This window comes from Stenotrophomonas sp. YJH_SMC_81, assembly GCF_059370875.1.
The window spans coordinates 699,450-715,068 of sequence record NZ_JCAFUB010000001.1 but is presented as its reverse complement, the minus strand read 5'-3'; the positions used below and the strand labels follow the sequence as shown (position 1 = coordinate 715,068).

At 67.9% G+C, this 15,619-nt stretch carries 11 protein-coding genes; 5 read left to right on the top strand and 6 right to left on the bottom strand.

The features are described from left to right. Window positions 1–107: 107 nt before the first annotated feature. Entirely contained in the window at window positions 108–1,397 is a 1,290-nt protein-coding gene (locus AC5P8U_RS03250; RefSeq protein ID WP_072167661.1) for an ATP-binding protein, read from the bottom strand. Continuing rightward, entirely contained in the window at window positions 1,394–2,131 is a 738-nt protein-coding gene (locus AC5P8U_RS03245) for a winged helix-turn-helix domain-containing protein (RefSeq protein WP_005418539.1), read from the bottom strand. Before AC5P8U_RS03245 ends, AC5P8U_RS03250 begins: the two co-directional genes overlap by 4 nt. Before the next feature lie 180 nt (window positions 2,132–2,311). On the opposite strand from AC5P8U_RS03245, the gene AC5P8U_RS03240 reads away from it, so the two are divergent. After that, window positions 2,312–3,598 (top strand): O-acetylhomoserine aminocarboxypropyltransferase/cysteine synthase family protein, encoded by a 1,287-nt coding sequence (locus tag AC5P8U_RS03240; RefSeq protein ID WP_353080213.1) that lies wholly within the window; start codon window positions 2,312–2,314, stop codon window positions 3,596–3,598. A gap of 592 nt (window positions 3,599–4,190) precedes the next feature. On the opposite strand, the gene ybaL is transcribed toward AC5P8U_RS03240, so the two are convergent. Continuing rightward, window positions 4,191–5,888 carry a YbaL family putative K(+) efflux transporter gene (gene ybaL, locus AC5P8U_RS03235; RefSeq protein ID WP_495213877.1) on the bottom strand — a complete coding sequence of 566 codons (1,698 nt, stop codon included), beginning with the start codon at window positions 5,886–5,888 and terminating at the stop codon, window positions 4,191–4,193. A gap of 198 nt (window positions 5,889–6,086) precedes the next feature. Next, entirely contained in the window at window positions 6,087–8,474 is a 2,388-nt protein-coding gene (locus tag AC5P8U_RS03230) for a TonB-dependent receptor plug domain-containing protein (RefSeq protein ID WP_111007691.1), read from the bottom strand. Between the two features lie 334 nt (window positions 8,475–8,808). Here AC5P8U_RS03230 and AC5P8U_RS03225 point away from each other — a divergent pair, with 334 nt between their 5' ends. Continuing rightward, window positions 8,809–10,674, top strand: coding sequence for an ABC-F family ATP-binding cassette domain-containing protein (locus tag AC5P8U_RS03225; protein WP_061480402.1), 1,866 nt, complete (start codon window positions 8,809–8,811; stop codon window positions 10,672–10,674). A 114-nt stretch (window positions 10,675–10,788) separates the two neighbouring features. Here AC5P8U_RS03225 and ampR read toward each other — a convergent pair whose 3' ends face one another. Continuing rightward, the gene (gene ampR, locus AC5P8U_RS03220) at window positions 10,789–11,652 is read right to left on the bottom strand and encodes a LysR family transcriptional regulator AmpR (protein ID WP_111007690.1); all 864 of its coding nucleotides are present in this window, start codon (window positions 11,650–11,652) and stop codon (window positions 10,789–10,791) included. Window positions 11,653–11,826: 174 nt separating this feature from the next. Here ampR and blaL2 point away from each other — a divergent pair, with 174 nt between their 5' ends. The 3 genes from blaL2 (at window position 11,827) to AC5P8U_RS03205 (ending at window position 14,736) form a co-directional block, all read left to right on the top strand. After that, window positions 11,827–12,738 carry a L2 family extended-spectrum class A beta-lactamase gene (gene blaL2, locus AC5P8U_RS03215; protein ID WP_111007689.1) on the top strand — a complete coding sequence of 304 codons (912 nt, stop codon included), beginning with the start codon at window positions 11,827–11,829 and terminating at the stop codon, window positions 12,736–12,738. An 85-nt stretch (window positions 12,739–12,823) separates the two neighbouring features. Continuing rightward, window positions 12,824–14,041 carry a cation:proton antiporter gene (locus AC5P8U_RS03210; RefSeq protein ID WP_072167665.1) on the top strand — a complete coding sequence of 406 codons (1,218 nt, stop codon included), beginning with the start codon at window positions 12,824–12,826 and terminating at the stop codon, window positions 14,039–14,041. Between the two features lie 53 nt (window positions 14,042–14,094). Continuing rightward, window positions 14,095–14,736, top strand: a complete 642-nt coding sequence (locus AC5P8U_RS03205) for a hypothetical protein (protein WP_005410764.1) — start codon at window positions 14,095–14,097, stop codon at window positions 14,734–14,736. Window positions 14,737–14,785: 49 nt separating this feature from the next. On the opposite strand, the gene AC5P8U_RS03200 is transcribed toward AC5P8U_RS03205, so the two are convergent. Next, complete coding sequence (locus AC5P8U_RS03200) at window positions 14,786–15,529, bottom strand: DUF3011 domain-containing protein (RefSeq protein WP_072167666.1); 744 nt, start codon at window positions 15,527–15,529, stop codon at window positions 14,786–14,788. Window positions 15,530–15,619: the final 90 nt, after the last annotated feature.

The window sequence follows — 15,619 nt, the reverse complement described above, 5'->3', positions numbered from 1 at the left end:
CGCATCCGGCGAGTGCTGCAGGGTCGCTAGCGTGGCGATACGCCGGCGACCGATCCGTCCGCAGTTGTGCGGGAGTTGTAATCAACTGTAATTGCGCCCGTGGGCGTTCAGCTGGCAGCCAGCGGCCAGTGCATTTCCAGGCGTGCGCCGCCGAGGGCGGCGCGACCGATGCGCAGTTCGCCGTGGTGGCGTGCGGCAATGCGGCCGACGATCGCCAGGCCCAGGCCGAAGCCGCCGGTGTCGCGGCTGCGGCTGTCATCCAGGCGGGTGAACGGGCGGACCACCTTTTCGCGGTCAGCCTCGGCGATGCCGGGGCCGTCGTCGTCCACGCGCAGGCAGGCGCGCCCGCCCACACTCACCAGCGACACGTCCACCTGCGAGCGCGCGTGGCGCAGGGCATTGCCGACCAGATTGCTCAGCGCCAGCTGCAGCAGGCGCGGTTCCGCGTCCAGCCGAGGCAGGGCACTGGGCTGCACGCGCAGCACCAGGCCGGCACGTTCGGCATCGCGGCGGGCATCGGCCAGGCAGGCCTGCAGCCAGTCGTTGGCTTCGATCCGCTGCATCGGTTCGCCCTCGCCCGGATGCTCGAGCCGTTCGTAGGCCAGCAGTTCGCTGACCAGCCGGTTGAGCTCGGCCAGGTCGCCATGCAGGCCCTGCGCCAGTCGTTCGCGGCGCTCGCGGTCATCGCTGTCCTGCATCAGGTCCAGGCCAAAGGCCACGCGCGCGATCGGCGTGCGCAGTTCGTGCGAGATCGCATGGGTCAGGTCGCGCTGGCGCTGCACCAGTTCGGCCACGCGTGCGGCCATGCGGTTGGAGTGATCGACGATGACCCGGATCTGCGAGCGTGGCGAAACCTGCGCGCGTGCCTGCAGATCGCCGGCGCCGATGCGGTCGGCATGCACGCGCAGGGCCTCCAGATCGCGCCAGAGCAGGCGAACCCAGGCGTACAGGCTGGCGCCGACCAGCAGCAGGATGCTGAGGTAGGCCGCGATGGTCATGTACGTGGTCATCTGCACCGCGCCAGGCAGGCGCAGGTGCAACCAGCGACCATCGATGCCTTCGATCGGCAGCAGGACCTGCTGGTACTGATCGCGCACGATGAAGCCATCGGCCTGCACGGCTGCCTGTTCCTGCGGGGCCAGCGCGGGAGGCGTGTCGAGCAGGGTCAATGCGATGCCATAGTGCGGTTGCCACTGCTGCAGGCGCTTACGCTGCTGGCTACCGTCCAGGCCGGCCAGGCCGCTGCGCAGGGCGTACACCTGCCCGCGCACCTGCTGGACGAAAACGCGATCCTGCACGGGGGTATAGATGCTGTCGAGCACCCGGTTGAGGAAGAATACCGAGGCCAGGAAACAGGCGCCGGTGATGAACCACAGCCACAGGAACAGCCGCTTCATGCCGTCCAGGCCGACGGATTGAACTGGTAGCCGCGGCCCCACACGGTCTTGATCCGCCGCGGCTCGCGCGCATCGTCGCCGAGCTTGCGACGCAGCTTGCCGATGCAGACGTCAACGCTGCGGTCCAGGCCGTCGAAGCCGATACCGCGCACCGCCTGCAGGATCTGGTCACGGGACAGGATCTGCCCGGGCTGGCTGGCCAGCAGCCACAGGATTTCGAATTCGGTGGTGCCCACGTCCACCGTGGCGCCGTGCAGGTGTACCTCACGCTGCATGCGGTCGATCAGCAGTTCACCGTGCATCAGCCGGCTGGGCGTGCCGGTGTTGCTGCTGCCGTGGCGGCGGCGCAGCAGGGCGCGCAGCCGGGCCAGAAGCAGGCGTGGTTCGATGGGCTTGTGCACATAGTCGTCGGCGCCCGATTCCAGGCCCAGCACCTGTTCGATGTCGTCCTCGCAGGCGGTCAGCATCAGGATCGGCACATCGGAGAAGCTGCGGATCTGCCGGCACACGTCGATGCCGCCCAGGCCAGGCAGCATCAGGTCCAGCACCACCAGCTCCGGCGCGTGCTGGCGGCAGGCGGCGCCGGCGAGGTCGCCGCGTGCGATGTGCTGCACGGCGAAGCCATGCTGGTGAAGGTAGTCGCTCACCAGTTCGGCCAGGCGACGGTCGTCCTCTACCAGCATGACCGACGTAGGCGAACTGCTGGTGGTGGGATGCCAGGGCGATGGCTGCATGGGTGGGGCCTCCGTGCCCGGGCAGGAGCGCCCGGCGGCGCAGCCTAGCAACGCCCCATGACGGCTGCCTGAATCGCGGCCAACCTTATAACCGCCGGTACGGGCGTCATCGCCAGTGGCTTTCAGCGGCGGGTGCCAGCTGGCCTATGGTGGCAGTTTCCCCGGATGGAGCCTGGTGCAATGAGCGAACCGCAGTGGCAACTGGAAACCCTGGCCGTGCACGGTGGCTACCGTCCCGACCCGACCACCCGCGCGGTGGCGGTGCCGATCTACCAGACCGTGGCGTATGCCTTCGATGACACCCAGCACGGTGCCGACCTGTTCGACCTGAAGGTGCCCGGCAACATCTACACGCGCATCATGAACCCCACCACCGACGTGCTGGAGCAGCGCCTGGCTGCACTGGAAGGTGGCATCGGTGCGCTGGCGCTGGCCTCGGGGCAGGCCGCGATCACCTATGCCCTCCAGACCATCGCCGAGGCCGGTGACAACATCGTCGCCTCCAGCGCGCTGTATGGCGGCAGCCTCAACCTGCTGGCCCACACGCTGCCGCAGTACGGCATCCAGGCGCGCTTCGCCGACCCGGCCGATCGTTCTGCGTTCGCCGCGCTGATCGACGAGCGCACCAAGGCGGTGTTCGTCGAATCGATCGGCAACCCGCGCGGCAACGTCACCGACATCGCCGCCATTGCCGAGGTGGCGCATGCGGCGGGTGTGCCGCTGATCGTCGACAACACCGTGGCCACCCCGTTCCTGCTGCGCCCGTTCGAGCACGGTGCCGACATCGTCGTGCACTCGCTGACCAAGTACCTGGGCGGCCACGGCAACAGCCTCGGCGGTGCCATCATCGACTCCGGCCGCTTCGACTGGGCGGCGCAGCCGAAGCGTTTCGCCCGCCTCAACCAACCCGACCCCAGTTACCACGGCGTGGTCTATACCGAAGCACTGGGGCCGGCGGCCTACATCGGCCGCGCGCGGGTGGTCCCGCTGCGCAATACCGGTGCCGCGTTGTCGCCGTTCAATGCGTTCCTGATCCTGCAGGGCATCGAGACCCTGGCCCTGCGCATGGAGCGCATCAACGCCAATGCACTGGCCGTCGCGCAGTTCCTGAAGGCGCACGACAAGGTCGCCTGGGTGCGTTACGCGGGACTGGCAGACGACCCCGAGCATGCCGCCGCGCAGCGCTACCTGGGCGGGCATGGCTCGGGCGTACTGACCTTCGGCCTGCCGGGCGGGCGCGAGGCTGGCGCGCGCTTCCTCGATGCGCTGAAGCTGTTCACCCGCCTGGTCAACCTGGGCGACGCGAAGTCGCTGGCCACCCATCCGGCCTCGACCACCCATCGCCAGCTGGATGCGGCAGAGCTGGCCAAGGCCGGGGTCAGCGAAGATACCGTGCGGCTGTCGATCGGCATCGAGCACATCGGTGACCTCCGCGCCGACCTGGAGCAGGCCCTGGCCGTCGCCTGATAGCCGCGCGCTTGGTGCATATCGCCACAGGCGATCACCACCGGCGGCGCGATGCGCTAGGGTGGAACTGCCTCTCCAAGGCGTGGCAACGTGGCGATCCAGATCCCCGGTCGATGCGGGTCGACCGGGGATTTTTTTGTTTCCGGGGTCAGATCCGTTTTCCTGTGGAAAACAGATCTGACCCCATGTGCCGACGGTCGGCATCAATCCTGGTAGATCCACGCCATGCGTGGATGGATCACCATCGGAATCGAACATTCCGACAGTTCATCAAACAGCATCCACGCATGGCGTGGATCTACTGCAGATCGTGGGAAATTGTCGAAGGCGGGGTGGGTCCGCTTGCGGGGGCGTGAGCCGCATGGGCCCGAGGCATGCCTCGGGCGGGTTGGGCAGGACGCCCAACCCCGGTCTTGCCGTGTGCGCAGGATTGCGCACACGAGCAAGCGGCGACCGAGCTTACATGGGCGTACTTGCAGCAGCCCCTGCAAGCGGACCCACCCCGCCATCCCACGGATAGTCAGCTTTTGCCTTTGCCTTTGCCGTTGCCTTGGCAGGTGCAGGGCTGCAAGCCCTGCCGCAAGCACACCCCTCACACCACCGGAATGCTGTGCTGCCCCAGATTCCGATATGGCGGCGTGGACATGACCATCTCCGCCAGCGAATAGGCCAGCTCGCGCTCGGCCATCACCGTGCCATCGGCACCATGCTCCAGCAGATGCTTCACTTCGGCATCGCTGTGCGCACGTGCCAGCAGGGTCAGGTCCGGGTTGATCGCACGCAGCTTGGCCAGCGCCTCACCGGCTTCCAGCGGCTGCGGAATCGCCAGCACTGCGATCTTGGCCCGCTCTGGATGGGCCTCGGCCAGCACCCGGTCGGCGGCGGCGCTGCCGCGGATCGCTGCCAGGCCCCTGGCGTGCGCCTGCTCGACGTGCTCCTTGTTGTCATCGATCACCAGCACCGGCACGCCGCGATCGCGCAGCACCTGTGCCAGCTCGCTGCCGACCCGGCCATAGCCGATCACGATGGCGTGGTCATGCAGGTCGCGCGACGGGCCGGTCGCCTCTTCCGGCTCTGGCGTTTGCGGCTGTGTTTCCTGCTTGGCCTGCCATCGGTCGAGCAGGCCGAACACCAGCGGGTTGAGCATGATCGACACCAGCGCGCCGGCCAGCACCAGCGACTGGCCTTCCTTCGGCAGGATCTGCAGCGCCACGCCGAGGCCGGCGATGATGAAGGCGAACTCGCCGATCTGGGCGAGGCTGGCCGAGATGGTCAGCGCAGTGCTGGTCGGGTAGCCGAACGCGCGCACGATGAAGAACGCGGCTGCCGACTTGCCGAACATGATGATCAGCACCGTGGCCAGCACCTGCCACGGATGCTGGACGAGGATGTTGGGGTCGAACAGCATGCCGACCGAGACGAAGAACAACACCGCGAACGCATCGCGCAGCGGCAGCGAATCATGCGCGGCCTTGTGGCTCAGTTCCGATTCGTTGAGCAGCATGCCGGCGAAGAACGCGCCCAGCGCGAACGAGACACCGAACAGCATCGCAGAGCCGAACGCCACGCCCAGCGCAATTGCCAGCACCGACAGGGTGAACAGTTCGCGCGAGCCGGTACCGGCGATACGTTCGAGGATCCACGGGATGACCCGGCGCCCGACCACCAGCATCACCGCCACGAACAGGCCCAGCTGCACGAAGGTCCAGCCGATGTCGGCCAGCACGCTGCCCAGCGAGTGCGACTCCTTGGCCGCGTCGGGACCGAACACGCCGGCCATCACCGGCATCATCACCAGCGCCAGCACACAGGCCAGGTCTTCGACGATCAGCCAGCCGACCGCGATCTTGCCGCGCATCGTCTCCAGCAGGCGCCGTTCCTCCATTGCCCGCAGCAGCACCACGGTACTGGCCGTGGCCAGCGAGAAACCGAAGATGACGCCATGAATGGCCGGCCAGCCCATCAGCGAGGCCACGCCCCAGCCGAGCAGGGTGGCCACCGCGATCTGGCCGATGGCGCCGGGGATGGCGATGGCCTTGACCGCCATCAGGTCCTTCAGCGAGAAGTGCAGGCCGACGCCAAACATCAGCAGCATCACGCCCAGTTCGGCCAGCTGGTTGGCCAGCGCCTGGTCGGCGACGAAGCCGGGGGTGAACGGGCCTACGCAGATGCCAGCAACCAGGTAACCGACCAGGGGAGACAAGCGGAGCTTGTTGGCCAGCGCGCCGAAGATGAAGGCGAGCCCCAGGCCAACGGCAACGATGTTGATCAGGTCGGTGTCATGGTGCATCGGCACTCGCAGGAAATCGGGGGTGCCCCGATTTTCACCGATGAAGCCAGATACGGCAAACCTGCCGTCCACGTGCCGTGGCCGGCGGGTTTGCCACGCATTTCTCCTCTACCCCCGCCTTCGGCGCGCCCCTTCAACAAGAAGGGGCTCTCCTCCAGATGCGGCCCGGGGTTGCCGGCCAGCGGCCGGCACTACCGCTTACCAGGTGTACTTGATCCGCCCGTACACATACGCGCCGTTGAAGCCGAACGGCGAGTAGTTGCTGTACGGCAGCATGCCGAAGGTGGAGTTCTGCAGGTCTTCGGTGCGGTCCGGGTACTTGTCCAGCAGGTTGTCGGCGCCCACGGTCAGAGTCCAGTTGCTGCTCGGCTTGTAGCTGGCCGAGGCATCCACCACCCAGGCATCGCCGTAGGTCTGGTCGCGCAGCGCGGTGGCCGAGTTGCGCACGGTGAACTTGCCGTAGCGGGTGGCGGCCAGGCCCAGTTCCCAGTGATCCGAACGCCAGGTGCCACTCAGGATCGCCTTGTCGCGCGGGTAGCTGTCCTCGATGCGGCCGATCTCATCACGGCCGATCAGCGACTGGGTCAGGCCCAGCGTGCCGAACACCGCTGGGGTGCCGCCGACACGGCGCACTTCGGTGTCGTTGTAGCTGTACGCAGCGGTCAGCTCCAGGCTGCTGGCGTTGAACGGCACCGTATAGCTGGACACGAAGTCGACGCCGCGGGTGCGCGTATCCAGGCCGTTGGTGAAGTACGAGAACGCGGTCACCTGCGGCAGGCCGAGGGTGCCCAGCAGCGCGCTGGTGGCGGCGTTGGTGGTGATGCTGGACGACAGCGCGATGCGGTCATCAATGTCGATCTGGTACGCATCGACGGTGATGTACAGGCGGTCGACCGGCTGCAGCACCAGGCCCAGGCTGTAGGAGGTGGAGGTTTCGGCCTTCAACGGCGAGGCGCCCAGCGCCTGCGCGGCCGGGCTGGTGGTCGGGAAGGTGCCGCGTTCAACGAACACGCCATTGAGGAACTGGCTGGTGACCGCCTGGTAGCCCTGCTGCGCCAGCGACGGTGCACGGAAGCCGCTGGAGGCGGTGGCACGCAGCGCGACCTTGTCGGTGAACGCATAGCGCGCCGACAGCTTGCCGGAGAAGCGGTCGCCGAAGTCCGAGTAGTCCTCGTAGCGGCCGGTGATGCCGGCCGAGAACTTCTCGGTCAGGTCCGCTTCCAGGCCGGCATAGACCGCGTAGTTGTGGCGGTCGGCATGCACTTCATTGGTCGGGGTGAAGCCGGCGAAGCCCTGCGCGCCGCTGCCGGTGTACGAGTTCAGTTCGCCCGGATTCTGGTCCCACTTCTCCTTGCGGTACTCACCGCCGAAGGACAGCGTGACCGGGTAGGCCAGGCCCCAGTCCAGCGACTTGGTCAGGTCGGCGTTGAAGATGTCCTGCTGGTACTTCAGCGTGCCGTCGTAGAACGAGCGCGGGCTGGTCGCACCGAGGCTGTAGTTGATGCTGTTGCGGGTGTGGAAATCGAGGGTGTTCTCGCCGTGGTTCAGGCTCAGGTCCCAGGTCCAGCCGCTGTCGGTGTTGCCCTTGACCCCGGCCACCAGCGAGCGGTCCTTGGAATACTGGTTGATCTCCGGCACGTAGCCGTCCGGATAGGTCTGCGCCAGCAGCGCGCTCTGCCCGCTATGGTTGCGCGAACGGTAGAACGCGAACGAGGTGATGTCGCGGTTGCTGAGCAGCGCGCTGGCGTAGCCGGTCACGTGGTCGCTGAAATCGAAGCTGGCGTTGGCCGAGGCGGCAGTGGCGTCCACGCGCGGGTCGCCGACGATGAAGGTCTTCTGGCCGATGCTCGGGAAGTTGCCGGTATTCGGCGTGGTGCCGCGGTACGGGCCGGCGCGGTTGCTCTCGTCCTGCTGGCTGATCTGGCCGGCCACGTGCACGCGGCCACGGCCGTTGCCGAACTCGACGCCGGTATCGCCGGAAAGCTGGTACTTGTTGCCGTCGCCGGCGGAGTACTGGCCGTAGTCCACGGCCAGGCTGCCGCCACGGCCGCTGCCCTTGAGCACGATGTTGATGACGCCGGCGATGGCGTCCGAGCCGTACTGCGCCGACGCGCCGTCGCGCAACACTTCCACGCGCTCGATCGCGGCGATCGGGATCGCGTTGATGTCCACCGCCGACGAGCCACGGCCGATGCTGCCGTTGACGTTGATCATCGCCGAGGTGTGGCGGCGCTTGCCGTTGACCAGCACCAGCACCTGGTCCGGCGACAGGCCGCGCAGTTGCGCCGGGCGCACGCCGCTGGTGCCGTCGGTCAGGGCAGGGCGCGGGAAGTTCAGTGAGGGCAGGGCGCGTGACAGGGCGGTGGCCAGTTCACTGGTGCCGGTGGACTGCAGCACTTCAGGGGTGATGATGTCGATCGGCGACTGCGATTCGGCGACGGTGCGGTCGGCCACGCGGGTGCCGGTGACGATCACGGTGTCCAGGGTGTTGGCGGCGGTGCCGGCCTGCTGGGCGGCGGCGACGAACGGAGAGCCACCGAGTGCGACAGCGACGGCGGCGGCGATCAGGCTGGTCTTGCGGGTCATCGGGATGGGCTCCGGTTGGCGGGGGCGGCACCGGAATCGACATCACGGGGGTGAGGCGGACGGCGGTTGTTGCGGTGCGCAATACAGCAATTAACGGGATATTCAGTGCCTGTCAAATGCCGGTCATCGGAAAAAACGTTGCAGTAGCAACCATTTAGCCCGGACAGGCATCGGCGGGGAGGAGACCCGGGAAGCGCGCGGCGAGGACGTGGGAGAGAGGAACGTCGGCCACTGCGCATCCCGGGACGCGTCAAGTATTCGTTAACGCTAGAATTGCGTCGCAGGAACAGTGCTCACCAGCACATTCCATCCGGTTATATGGACCCCTTCCCCGATGATCTCCCTTCGTAATTTCGCCTTGCGCCGCGGCGAGCGGCTGCTGTTGTCCAATGTCGACCTGACCCTGCACGCCGGTTACCGGGTAGGTGTGGTCGGCCGCAACGGTGCTGGCAAGTCCAGCCTGTTCGCGGCGGTGAAGGGCGAACTGGAGGCCGACAAGGGTGACGTCGACCTGCCCGGCAAGGTCCGTATCGCCAGCGTGGCCCAGGAAACCCCGTCGCTGCCGGACCCGGCGCTGAGCTTCGTGCTGGGCGGCGATACCGAGGTGGCTGCGGTGCTGGCCGAAGAGGCCGAGGCAACCGCCCGCGAAGACTGGGAGGCGGTGGCCAACGCACACACGAAGATGGCCGAGATGGGCGCCTACGACGCCGAAGCGCGCGCCGGCAAGCTGCTGCACGGGCTCGGCTTCCCGGCCGAGACGCACCACCGCGCGGTGTCCTCGTTCTCCGGTGGCTGGCGCGTGCGCCTGAACCTGGCCCGTGCGCTGATGATGCCCAGCGACCTGCTGCTGCTCGACGAACCGACCAACCACCTGGACCTGGACGCGGTGTACTGGCTGGAACAGTGGCTGCTGAAGTACCCAGGCACCTTGTTGCTGATCTCGCATGACCGCGAGTTCCTCGACAACGTGGCCACCCATACCCTGCACCTGCACGGCGGCGGCGCCAAGCTCTACCCGGGCGGCTACACCGATTTCGAGCGCCAGCGCGCCGAACAGCTGCGCCAGCAGCAGATCGCGCACGAGAAGGAGCAGGCCGAGCGCGCCCACCTGCAGAGTTTCATCGACCGCTTCAAGGCGCAGGCGAGCAAGGCCGCGCAGGCGCAGAGCCGCATGAAGCGCCTGGCCAAGCTGGCCGGCACCGAAGCGGTGCGTGCCGAACGCGAGTTCCGCATCGAGTTCGCGCCGCCGGCCAAGCTGCCGTTCTCGCTGATCCGCCTCAACCACGTCGAGGCCGGCTACGGCCAGGATGCGGTGATCCTGCACAACGTCGGCTTCGGCCTGGAAGCGGGCCAGCGCATTGGCCTGCTCGGCCCCAACGGCGCCGGCAAGACCACCCTGGTGAAGACCCTGGTGGGTGAACTGGCGCCGATCGTCGGTGAGCGCATGGCGCACCCGGACCTGAAGATCGGCTACTTCGCCCAGCACACGGTGGAGTCGCTGCACGAAGGCCAGTCGCCGATGGAGCACTTCCGCGAGATCGCCCCGGATGCGCCGAACCAGTCGTTCCGCGATTTCCTTGGCAAGTGGAATTTCCCGGGCGACCGCGCGTTCGAGCCGGTCGATGGTTTCTCCGGTGGCGAGCGTGCGCGCCTGGCGCTGGCGCTGATCGCCTGGCAGCAGCCGAACGTGCTGCTGCTGGACGAACCGACCAACCACCTTGACCTGGAAATGCGCGAAGCGCTGGCCGAAGCACTGGCCACCTTCGAAGGCGCGATCGTGATGGTCTCGCACGACCGCCACCTGATCGGCCTGGTCTGCGATACCTATTGGCGCGTGGCTGATGGCGTGGTCGAGCCGTTCGACGGCGATCTGGATGCCTACGCCGCGTGGCTGCGTACCCGCCCGCAGGCACAGGGCACCAAGGCGCGCATGGAACAGGTGGAAGAGCCGGTGGTGGTCAAGACCGCCCCGGTGGCGCAGGTGGTGCAGAAGAAGCCGGTGAACCCGCACAAGCTGGCCGCCGCTGAAGCCAAGGTGGCCGAGCTGGAAGGTGCGCTGGCCGAACTGGATCGCCAGCTGGCCGACCCGGCCAACTACGCCGATGCCAGCCGCATGGCCGTGCTTGGCCGCGATCGGGAAACCGCCGCCGCGCAGCTGGAAAAGGCTGAAGCGGCGTGGATGGAGCTGCTGGAGTCCTGACCGGTCGTGCCGGCCAGCGGCCGACTGGCATTTCTGCAGAGCCGAGCCACGCTCGGCTTTCGCGCGTAGCGCGGCATTGGACACGGAGCAGCCGAGCGTAGGCTCGGCGCTACATCATGCCTGCGCCTGCAGCCACTCGCGGAAGCGCTTGGCCGGCTCGCGCTCGGCGCGCGAGCGTAGCCGCGTCAGCCAGTAGCGGCCCAGCTCCAGCGTGGTGCCGAACGGCTGCAGCAGGCGGCCTTCGGCCAGTTCCTGCTCGAACATGCGCAGCGGCAGCAAGGCCACGCCGGCACCGCCGGCGGCGGCCATCGCCACCGTCAGCGAGGAATCGAACACCGGCCCACGTGCTTCCACACCGCTGACGCCGGCCGCCTGCAGCCAGCGCGGCCATTCGTCGCTGCGATAGGAACGCAACAGCGGCAGCGTGGCCAGGTCGCGCGGCTGCTTCAGCCGCCGCGCCAATGCCGGGGCGCACAGCGGCGCGAAGGGCGCATCGAGGATCGCCGTGCAGGCCTGGCCCTGCCAGTCGCCATCACCGAAGCGGATGGCCAGATCCAGCCCTTCGCCGGCCAGGTCGATGCGGTTGTTGTGGGTCTGCAGGCGCAGCTCGATGTCCGGATGCGCGGCCTCGAATGCGGCCAGCCGTGGCAGCAGCCAGCCGGTGGCAAAGGTGCCGACCACCCCCAGTGTCAGCACTTCGCGGGCCGGCCCGCCGGTGTAGCGCGCGATGCTGGCCGAGATGCGTTCGAACGATTCGTTGAGCACCGGATACAGCGCTGCGCCTTCATCGGTCAGCGCCACGCCGCGCGGCAGGCGATGGAACAGGCGGATGCCGAGCCGGTCTTCCAGGCCCCGGATCTGGTGGCTCAGCGCCGCCTGGCTGACACACAGCTCCAGCGCGGCACGGGTGAAGTTCTGATGGCGGGCGGCGGCCTCGAACGCGCGCAGCGCATTCAGCGACAGGGTCGGGTGCAGCATCGTACAGTCGTGAGCTGGAGTGATGGCTGATCCTACCCTGTCGATAGAGTTGTTCGTAACAGCAGTGGGTTGAATGCGACAGGCATGAATAATTTTCATGTCTCTCGCTGATATTTCGCGCTGGTCGCCCATCGTGCTGGCCTGAATAATCGAGGGGTTGCCAGGAGATTCCGTATGCTCGCCCGTCGCCGATTCCTGCAGTTCAGTGGTGCCGCCGCCGCTTCTTCGCTTGCCCTGCCGTTGCTGGCGCGTGCGGCAGGCAAGGCCAGCGCACGCGCACCGACCGAGGCTGCCATTACCACCGCCAACGATTTCGCAGCGCTGGAGATGGCCTGCGCCGGCCGCCTGGGCGTGACCCTGCTCGACACCGCCAGCGGTCGCCGCTTGGGTCATCGCCAGGATGAGCGCTTCCCGATGTGCAGTACCTTCAAGAGCATGCTGGCGGCCACCGTGCTCAGCCAGGCCGAGCGTGCGCCCGCGCTGCTCGACCGGCGCGTGCCGGTGCGCGATGCCGATCTGCTCTCGCATGCACCGGTCACCCGCCGTCATGCCGGCAAGGACATGACCGTGCGTGACCTGTGCCGGGCCACTGTGATCACCAGTGACAACACCGCCGCCAACCTGCTGTTCGGCGTGGTCGGTGGCCCGCCCGCGGTGACCGCGTTCCTGCGTGCCAGCGGCGATACGGTCAGCCGCAGCGATCGGCTGGAGCCGGAAATGAACAGCTTCGCCGAGGGCGACCCGCGCGACACCACCACCCCGGCGGCGATGGCCGCCACCCTGCAGCGTGTGGTGCTGGGCGATGTGCTGCAACCGGCGTCGCGGCAGCAGTTGTCCGACTGGCTGATCGACAATGAGACCGGTGATGCCTGCCTGCGCGCGGGACTCGGCAAGCGCTGGCGGGTGGGTGACAAGACCGGCAGCAATGGTGAAGACGCGCGCAACGACATCGCCGTCCTGTGGCCCTTGTCCGGCGGCGCACCGTGGGTGCTGACCGCCTATCTGCAGGCCAGTGCGATCAGCAACGAGCAGCGCGCCGGGGTGCTGGCGCAGGTGGGGCGCATTGCCGATCGCCTGATCGGTTGAGGTAACCGGGAGTCATCCAGAAACGGCTTGCCGGATCGGTTCAGCGCGCGCATCCTGCGCGCGTTCCAACCCCACGGAAGACCCCATGAGCCATGAACTGATCTACCTGCTGCTGATCTTCGCGCTGCTGGTGATCCCACGCGCGTTGCAGCGTTTCAGCCTGCCCGCCCCGTTGACCTGCCTGCTGTTCGGCATCATCGGCATGCTCTGGCTGGGGGATCAGGCACATGATGCGGTGATCGGACTGCTGGCCACCCTGGGCATTTCCTCGCTGTTCCTGTTCGCCGGCCTGGAAGTGGATCTGCAGGCGCTGCGCCGGGGCATGTGGCCGCTGCTGGCACATCTGGTCATCCGTACCGGCACGCTGTTCGGCGTCGGCTGGTTGGCCTGGCGTTACGCAGGATTGCCGTGGCAGGCCGCCGGGCTGCTGGCGTTGGCGCTGCTGACGCCCTCGACCGGTTTCATCATGGACTCGCTGTCGCGGCTGGGCCTGAGCGAGGACGAACGGTTCTGGGTGACCAGCAAGGCCATCGCCGGTGAGCTGCTGGCGCTGGCGGCGTTGTTCATCGTGCTGCAGGCCGGCGACCCGGGGCACATGGCGCTGTCCAGCCTGGCGCTGCTGGCGATGATGGTCGGCCTGCCGCTGCTGTTCATCGCGCTGGGCCGCTGGGTGGCGCCGCACGCGCCGGGCTCGGAGTTCTCGCTGCTGGTGATGGTCGGCATGGTGGCGGCCTACATCACCTACCTGCTGGGCGTGTATTACCTGGTGGGCGCGTTCATCGCCGGCCTGGTTGCGCGCCTGCTGCACCAGCGCATGCCGCTGCTGGCCTCGCACGAGAACCTGCACGCGCTGCGCCTGTTCGCCTCGTTCTTCGTGCCGTTCTACTTCTTCAACGCCGGCACCAAGGTGCCCAGCGAAGCGTTGAGCTTCGAGGCGCTGGGGCTGGGCATCGTGATCACCCTGGTGGTGCTGCCGCTGCGCATCGGCGTGGTCTGGCTGCAGCGCCGGGTGATGTTCGGCGAGAGCTTCCGCAGCAGCCTGCGCGTCTCGCTGGCGCTGGCTCCGACCCTGATCTTCACCCTGGTGCTGGCGGCGATCATGCGCGAGCGTTTCCAGATTCCGGCGGTGCTGTTCGGCGCGCTGCTGCTGTACGCCGCACTGACCACGCTGCTGCCGTCGCTGGTGTTCCGCACGCCGTTCGACGTCGATCCGGTGGAGCAGGAACCGGCGGGCGAGGGCGAGGCCGCGCCGGTAGCGGCGGCGACCGAAGCACTGCCGGCAGCACCGTCTGCCGAGCGCTGAGCGGGACTGGCGCGCGGTTTGCGCCCATCGTCCATGGCCGTTAGGGTTGGGGTATGAGACCGATTGCCGTTGCCACTACCGCCGCCCTCCTGCTCAGCCTCGCTGCGTGCACGCAGCGCTCCGACACGGTCGCCCATGACCTGGCGACCGCACCGGCCGATGCGTTCATGGCCGCCATCGCCGCACATTGCGGCCAGGCCTACGTCGGCAAGGTGGTGGAGGACACGCCTGCACCGACCGCCAAGGATCCGTTCGCCGGGCAGCGCCTGGTCATGCATGTGCGCGGCTGCGCCGACCCGGCGCACGAACTGCGCATCCCGTTCCATGTCGGTGATGACCACTCGCGGACCTGGGTGCTGACCCGCACGCCGAACGGGCTGCGGCTGAAGCACGACCATCGCCACGAAGACGGCAGCCCCGACGCGATCACCCTGTACGGTGGCGACAGCACGCCGCCGGGCACCGCCGAGCGCCAGCAGTTCCCGGCCGATGCCGATTCGGTGGCGATGTTCCGCCGCGCCGACATGCTGGCTTCCACGCATAACACCTGGGCGATGGAGATCGATCCGGATCAGACGTTCGTCTACGAACTGACGCGCCCGGACGGTCGCCGCTTCCGCGTGCAGTTCGACCTGAGCAAGCCGGTCGACCTGCCACCGCCACCGTGGGGCGACGACACAGCACCCGCGCCGTGATCCCGGGTCGGACCCCACCTGCGGAGGGCTCTGACCCCAACCCCTCAACTCAACGCGTACCGAAGCGCGCCCGGCAACCGTTGCTCACCCACACCTGGCCCCGAGCGTAGCCCCAGCTGCGGCCCTCCTGGCAGGCGCTGCCGGACAGCTGCTGCTGCAGCACCGGCCGGCCCTGGCGCTCATCCCAGTCGCAGTTCTGCGTGCGGTTGTTGTTGCTGCTGCAGGTGATGGAGTAGTTGCTGTTGCCGCCGCCCCAGCCACCGCCCCCGCCGCCCCAGCCGCGAGCTTCGGCGAATTCGGCGCGGCAGCCGTTGCTGACCCACACCGCGCCATTGCGCACCCCCCAGGTACGGCCTTCGTCGCAGGGGCTGCCGGACAGCTGGCGGACCAGGCGGGCATTGCGCCAGCCGACCGGGCAGCTGCGTTCGCGATTGTTCTGGCTCTCACAGCGGATGGTCTCGCCGGGCCGGCCGTTGTTGCCGCCCCAGCCACCGCCGTTGCCGCCGCCCCAGCCACCACGGGCCTCGACGAATTCGGCGCGGCAGCCATTGCTGACCCAGATGCTGCCATTGCGGCTGCCCCAGGTGCGGCCCTCGTCGCAGGCGCTGCCGGACAGCTGGCGGACCAGCTGCGCATTGCGCCAGCCTGTATTGCACACGCGTTCTCGGTTGTTCTGGCTCTCGCAACGGATCACCCCGCTTTGCGCGGCGGCCGGGGCGGAGGGCAGGGCGAGCGTGGCGATGGTGCCCAGGCTCAGGGTCACGGCCAGGCGGGCCAGGGACAGCGGATTCATGGCGGCATCCCATACGGTGGCAGGTGCCTGACTATAGGGAGGGGGATGATCAAGCCGGTGTGACTGGCCGGATTTGCCCCGGCCGGGGCC

Excerpts from the sequence above, each read along its gene's own strand:
- AC5P8U_RS03250 (WP_072167661.1), bottom strand. The coding sequence starts at position 1,397 with ATGAAGCGGCTGTTCCTGTGGCTGTGGTTCATCACCGGCGCCTGTTTC.
- AC5P8U_RS03245 (WP_005418539.1), bottom strand. The coding sequence starts at position 2,131 with ATGCAGCCATCGCCCTGGCATCCCACCACCAGCAGTTCGCCTACGTCG.
- AC5P8U_RS03240 (WP_353080213.1), top strand. The coding sequence starts at position 2,312 with ATGAGCGAACCGCAGTGGCAACTGGAAACCCTGGCCGTGCACGGTGGC.
- ybaL (WP_495213877.1), bottom strand. The coding sequence starts at position 5,888 with ATGCACCATGACACCGACCTGATCAACATCGTTGCCGTTGGCCTGGGG.
- AC5P8U_RS03230 (WP_111007691.1), bottom strand. The coding sequence starts at position 8,474 with ATGACCCGCAAGACCAGCCTGATCGCCGCCGCCGTCGCTGTCGCACTC.
- AC5P8U_RS03225 (WP_061480402.1), top strand. The coding sequence starts at position 8,809 with ATGATCTCCCTTCGTAATTTCGCCTTGCGCCGCGGCGAGCGGCTGCTG.
- ampR (WP_111007690.1), bottom strand. The coding sequence starts at position 11,652 with ATGCTGCACCCGACCCTGTCGCTGAATGCGCTGCGCGCGTTCGAGGCC.
- blaL2 (WP_111007689.1), top strand. The coding sequence starts at position 11,827 with ATGCTCGCCCGTCGCCGATTCCTGCAGTTCAGTGGTGCCGCCGCCGCT.
- AC5P8U_RS03210 (WP_072167665.1), top strand. The coding sequence starts at position 12,824 with ATGAGCCATGAACTGATCTACCTGCTGCTGATCTTCGCGCTGCTGGTG.
- AC5P8U_RS03205 (WP_005410764.1), top strand. The coding sequence starts at position 14,095 with ATGAGACCGATTGCCGTTGCCACTACCGCCGCCCTCCTGCTCAGCCTC.
- AC5P8U_RS03200 (WP_072167666.1), bottom strand. The coding sequence starts at position 15,529 with ATGAATCCGCTGTCCCTGGCCCGCCTGGCCGTGACCCTGAGCCTGGGC.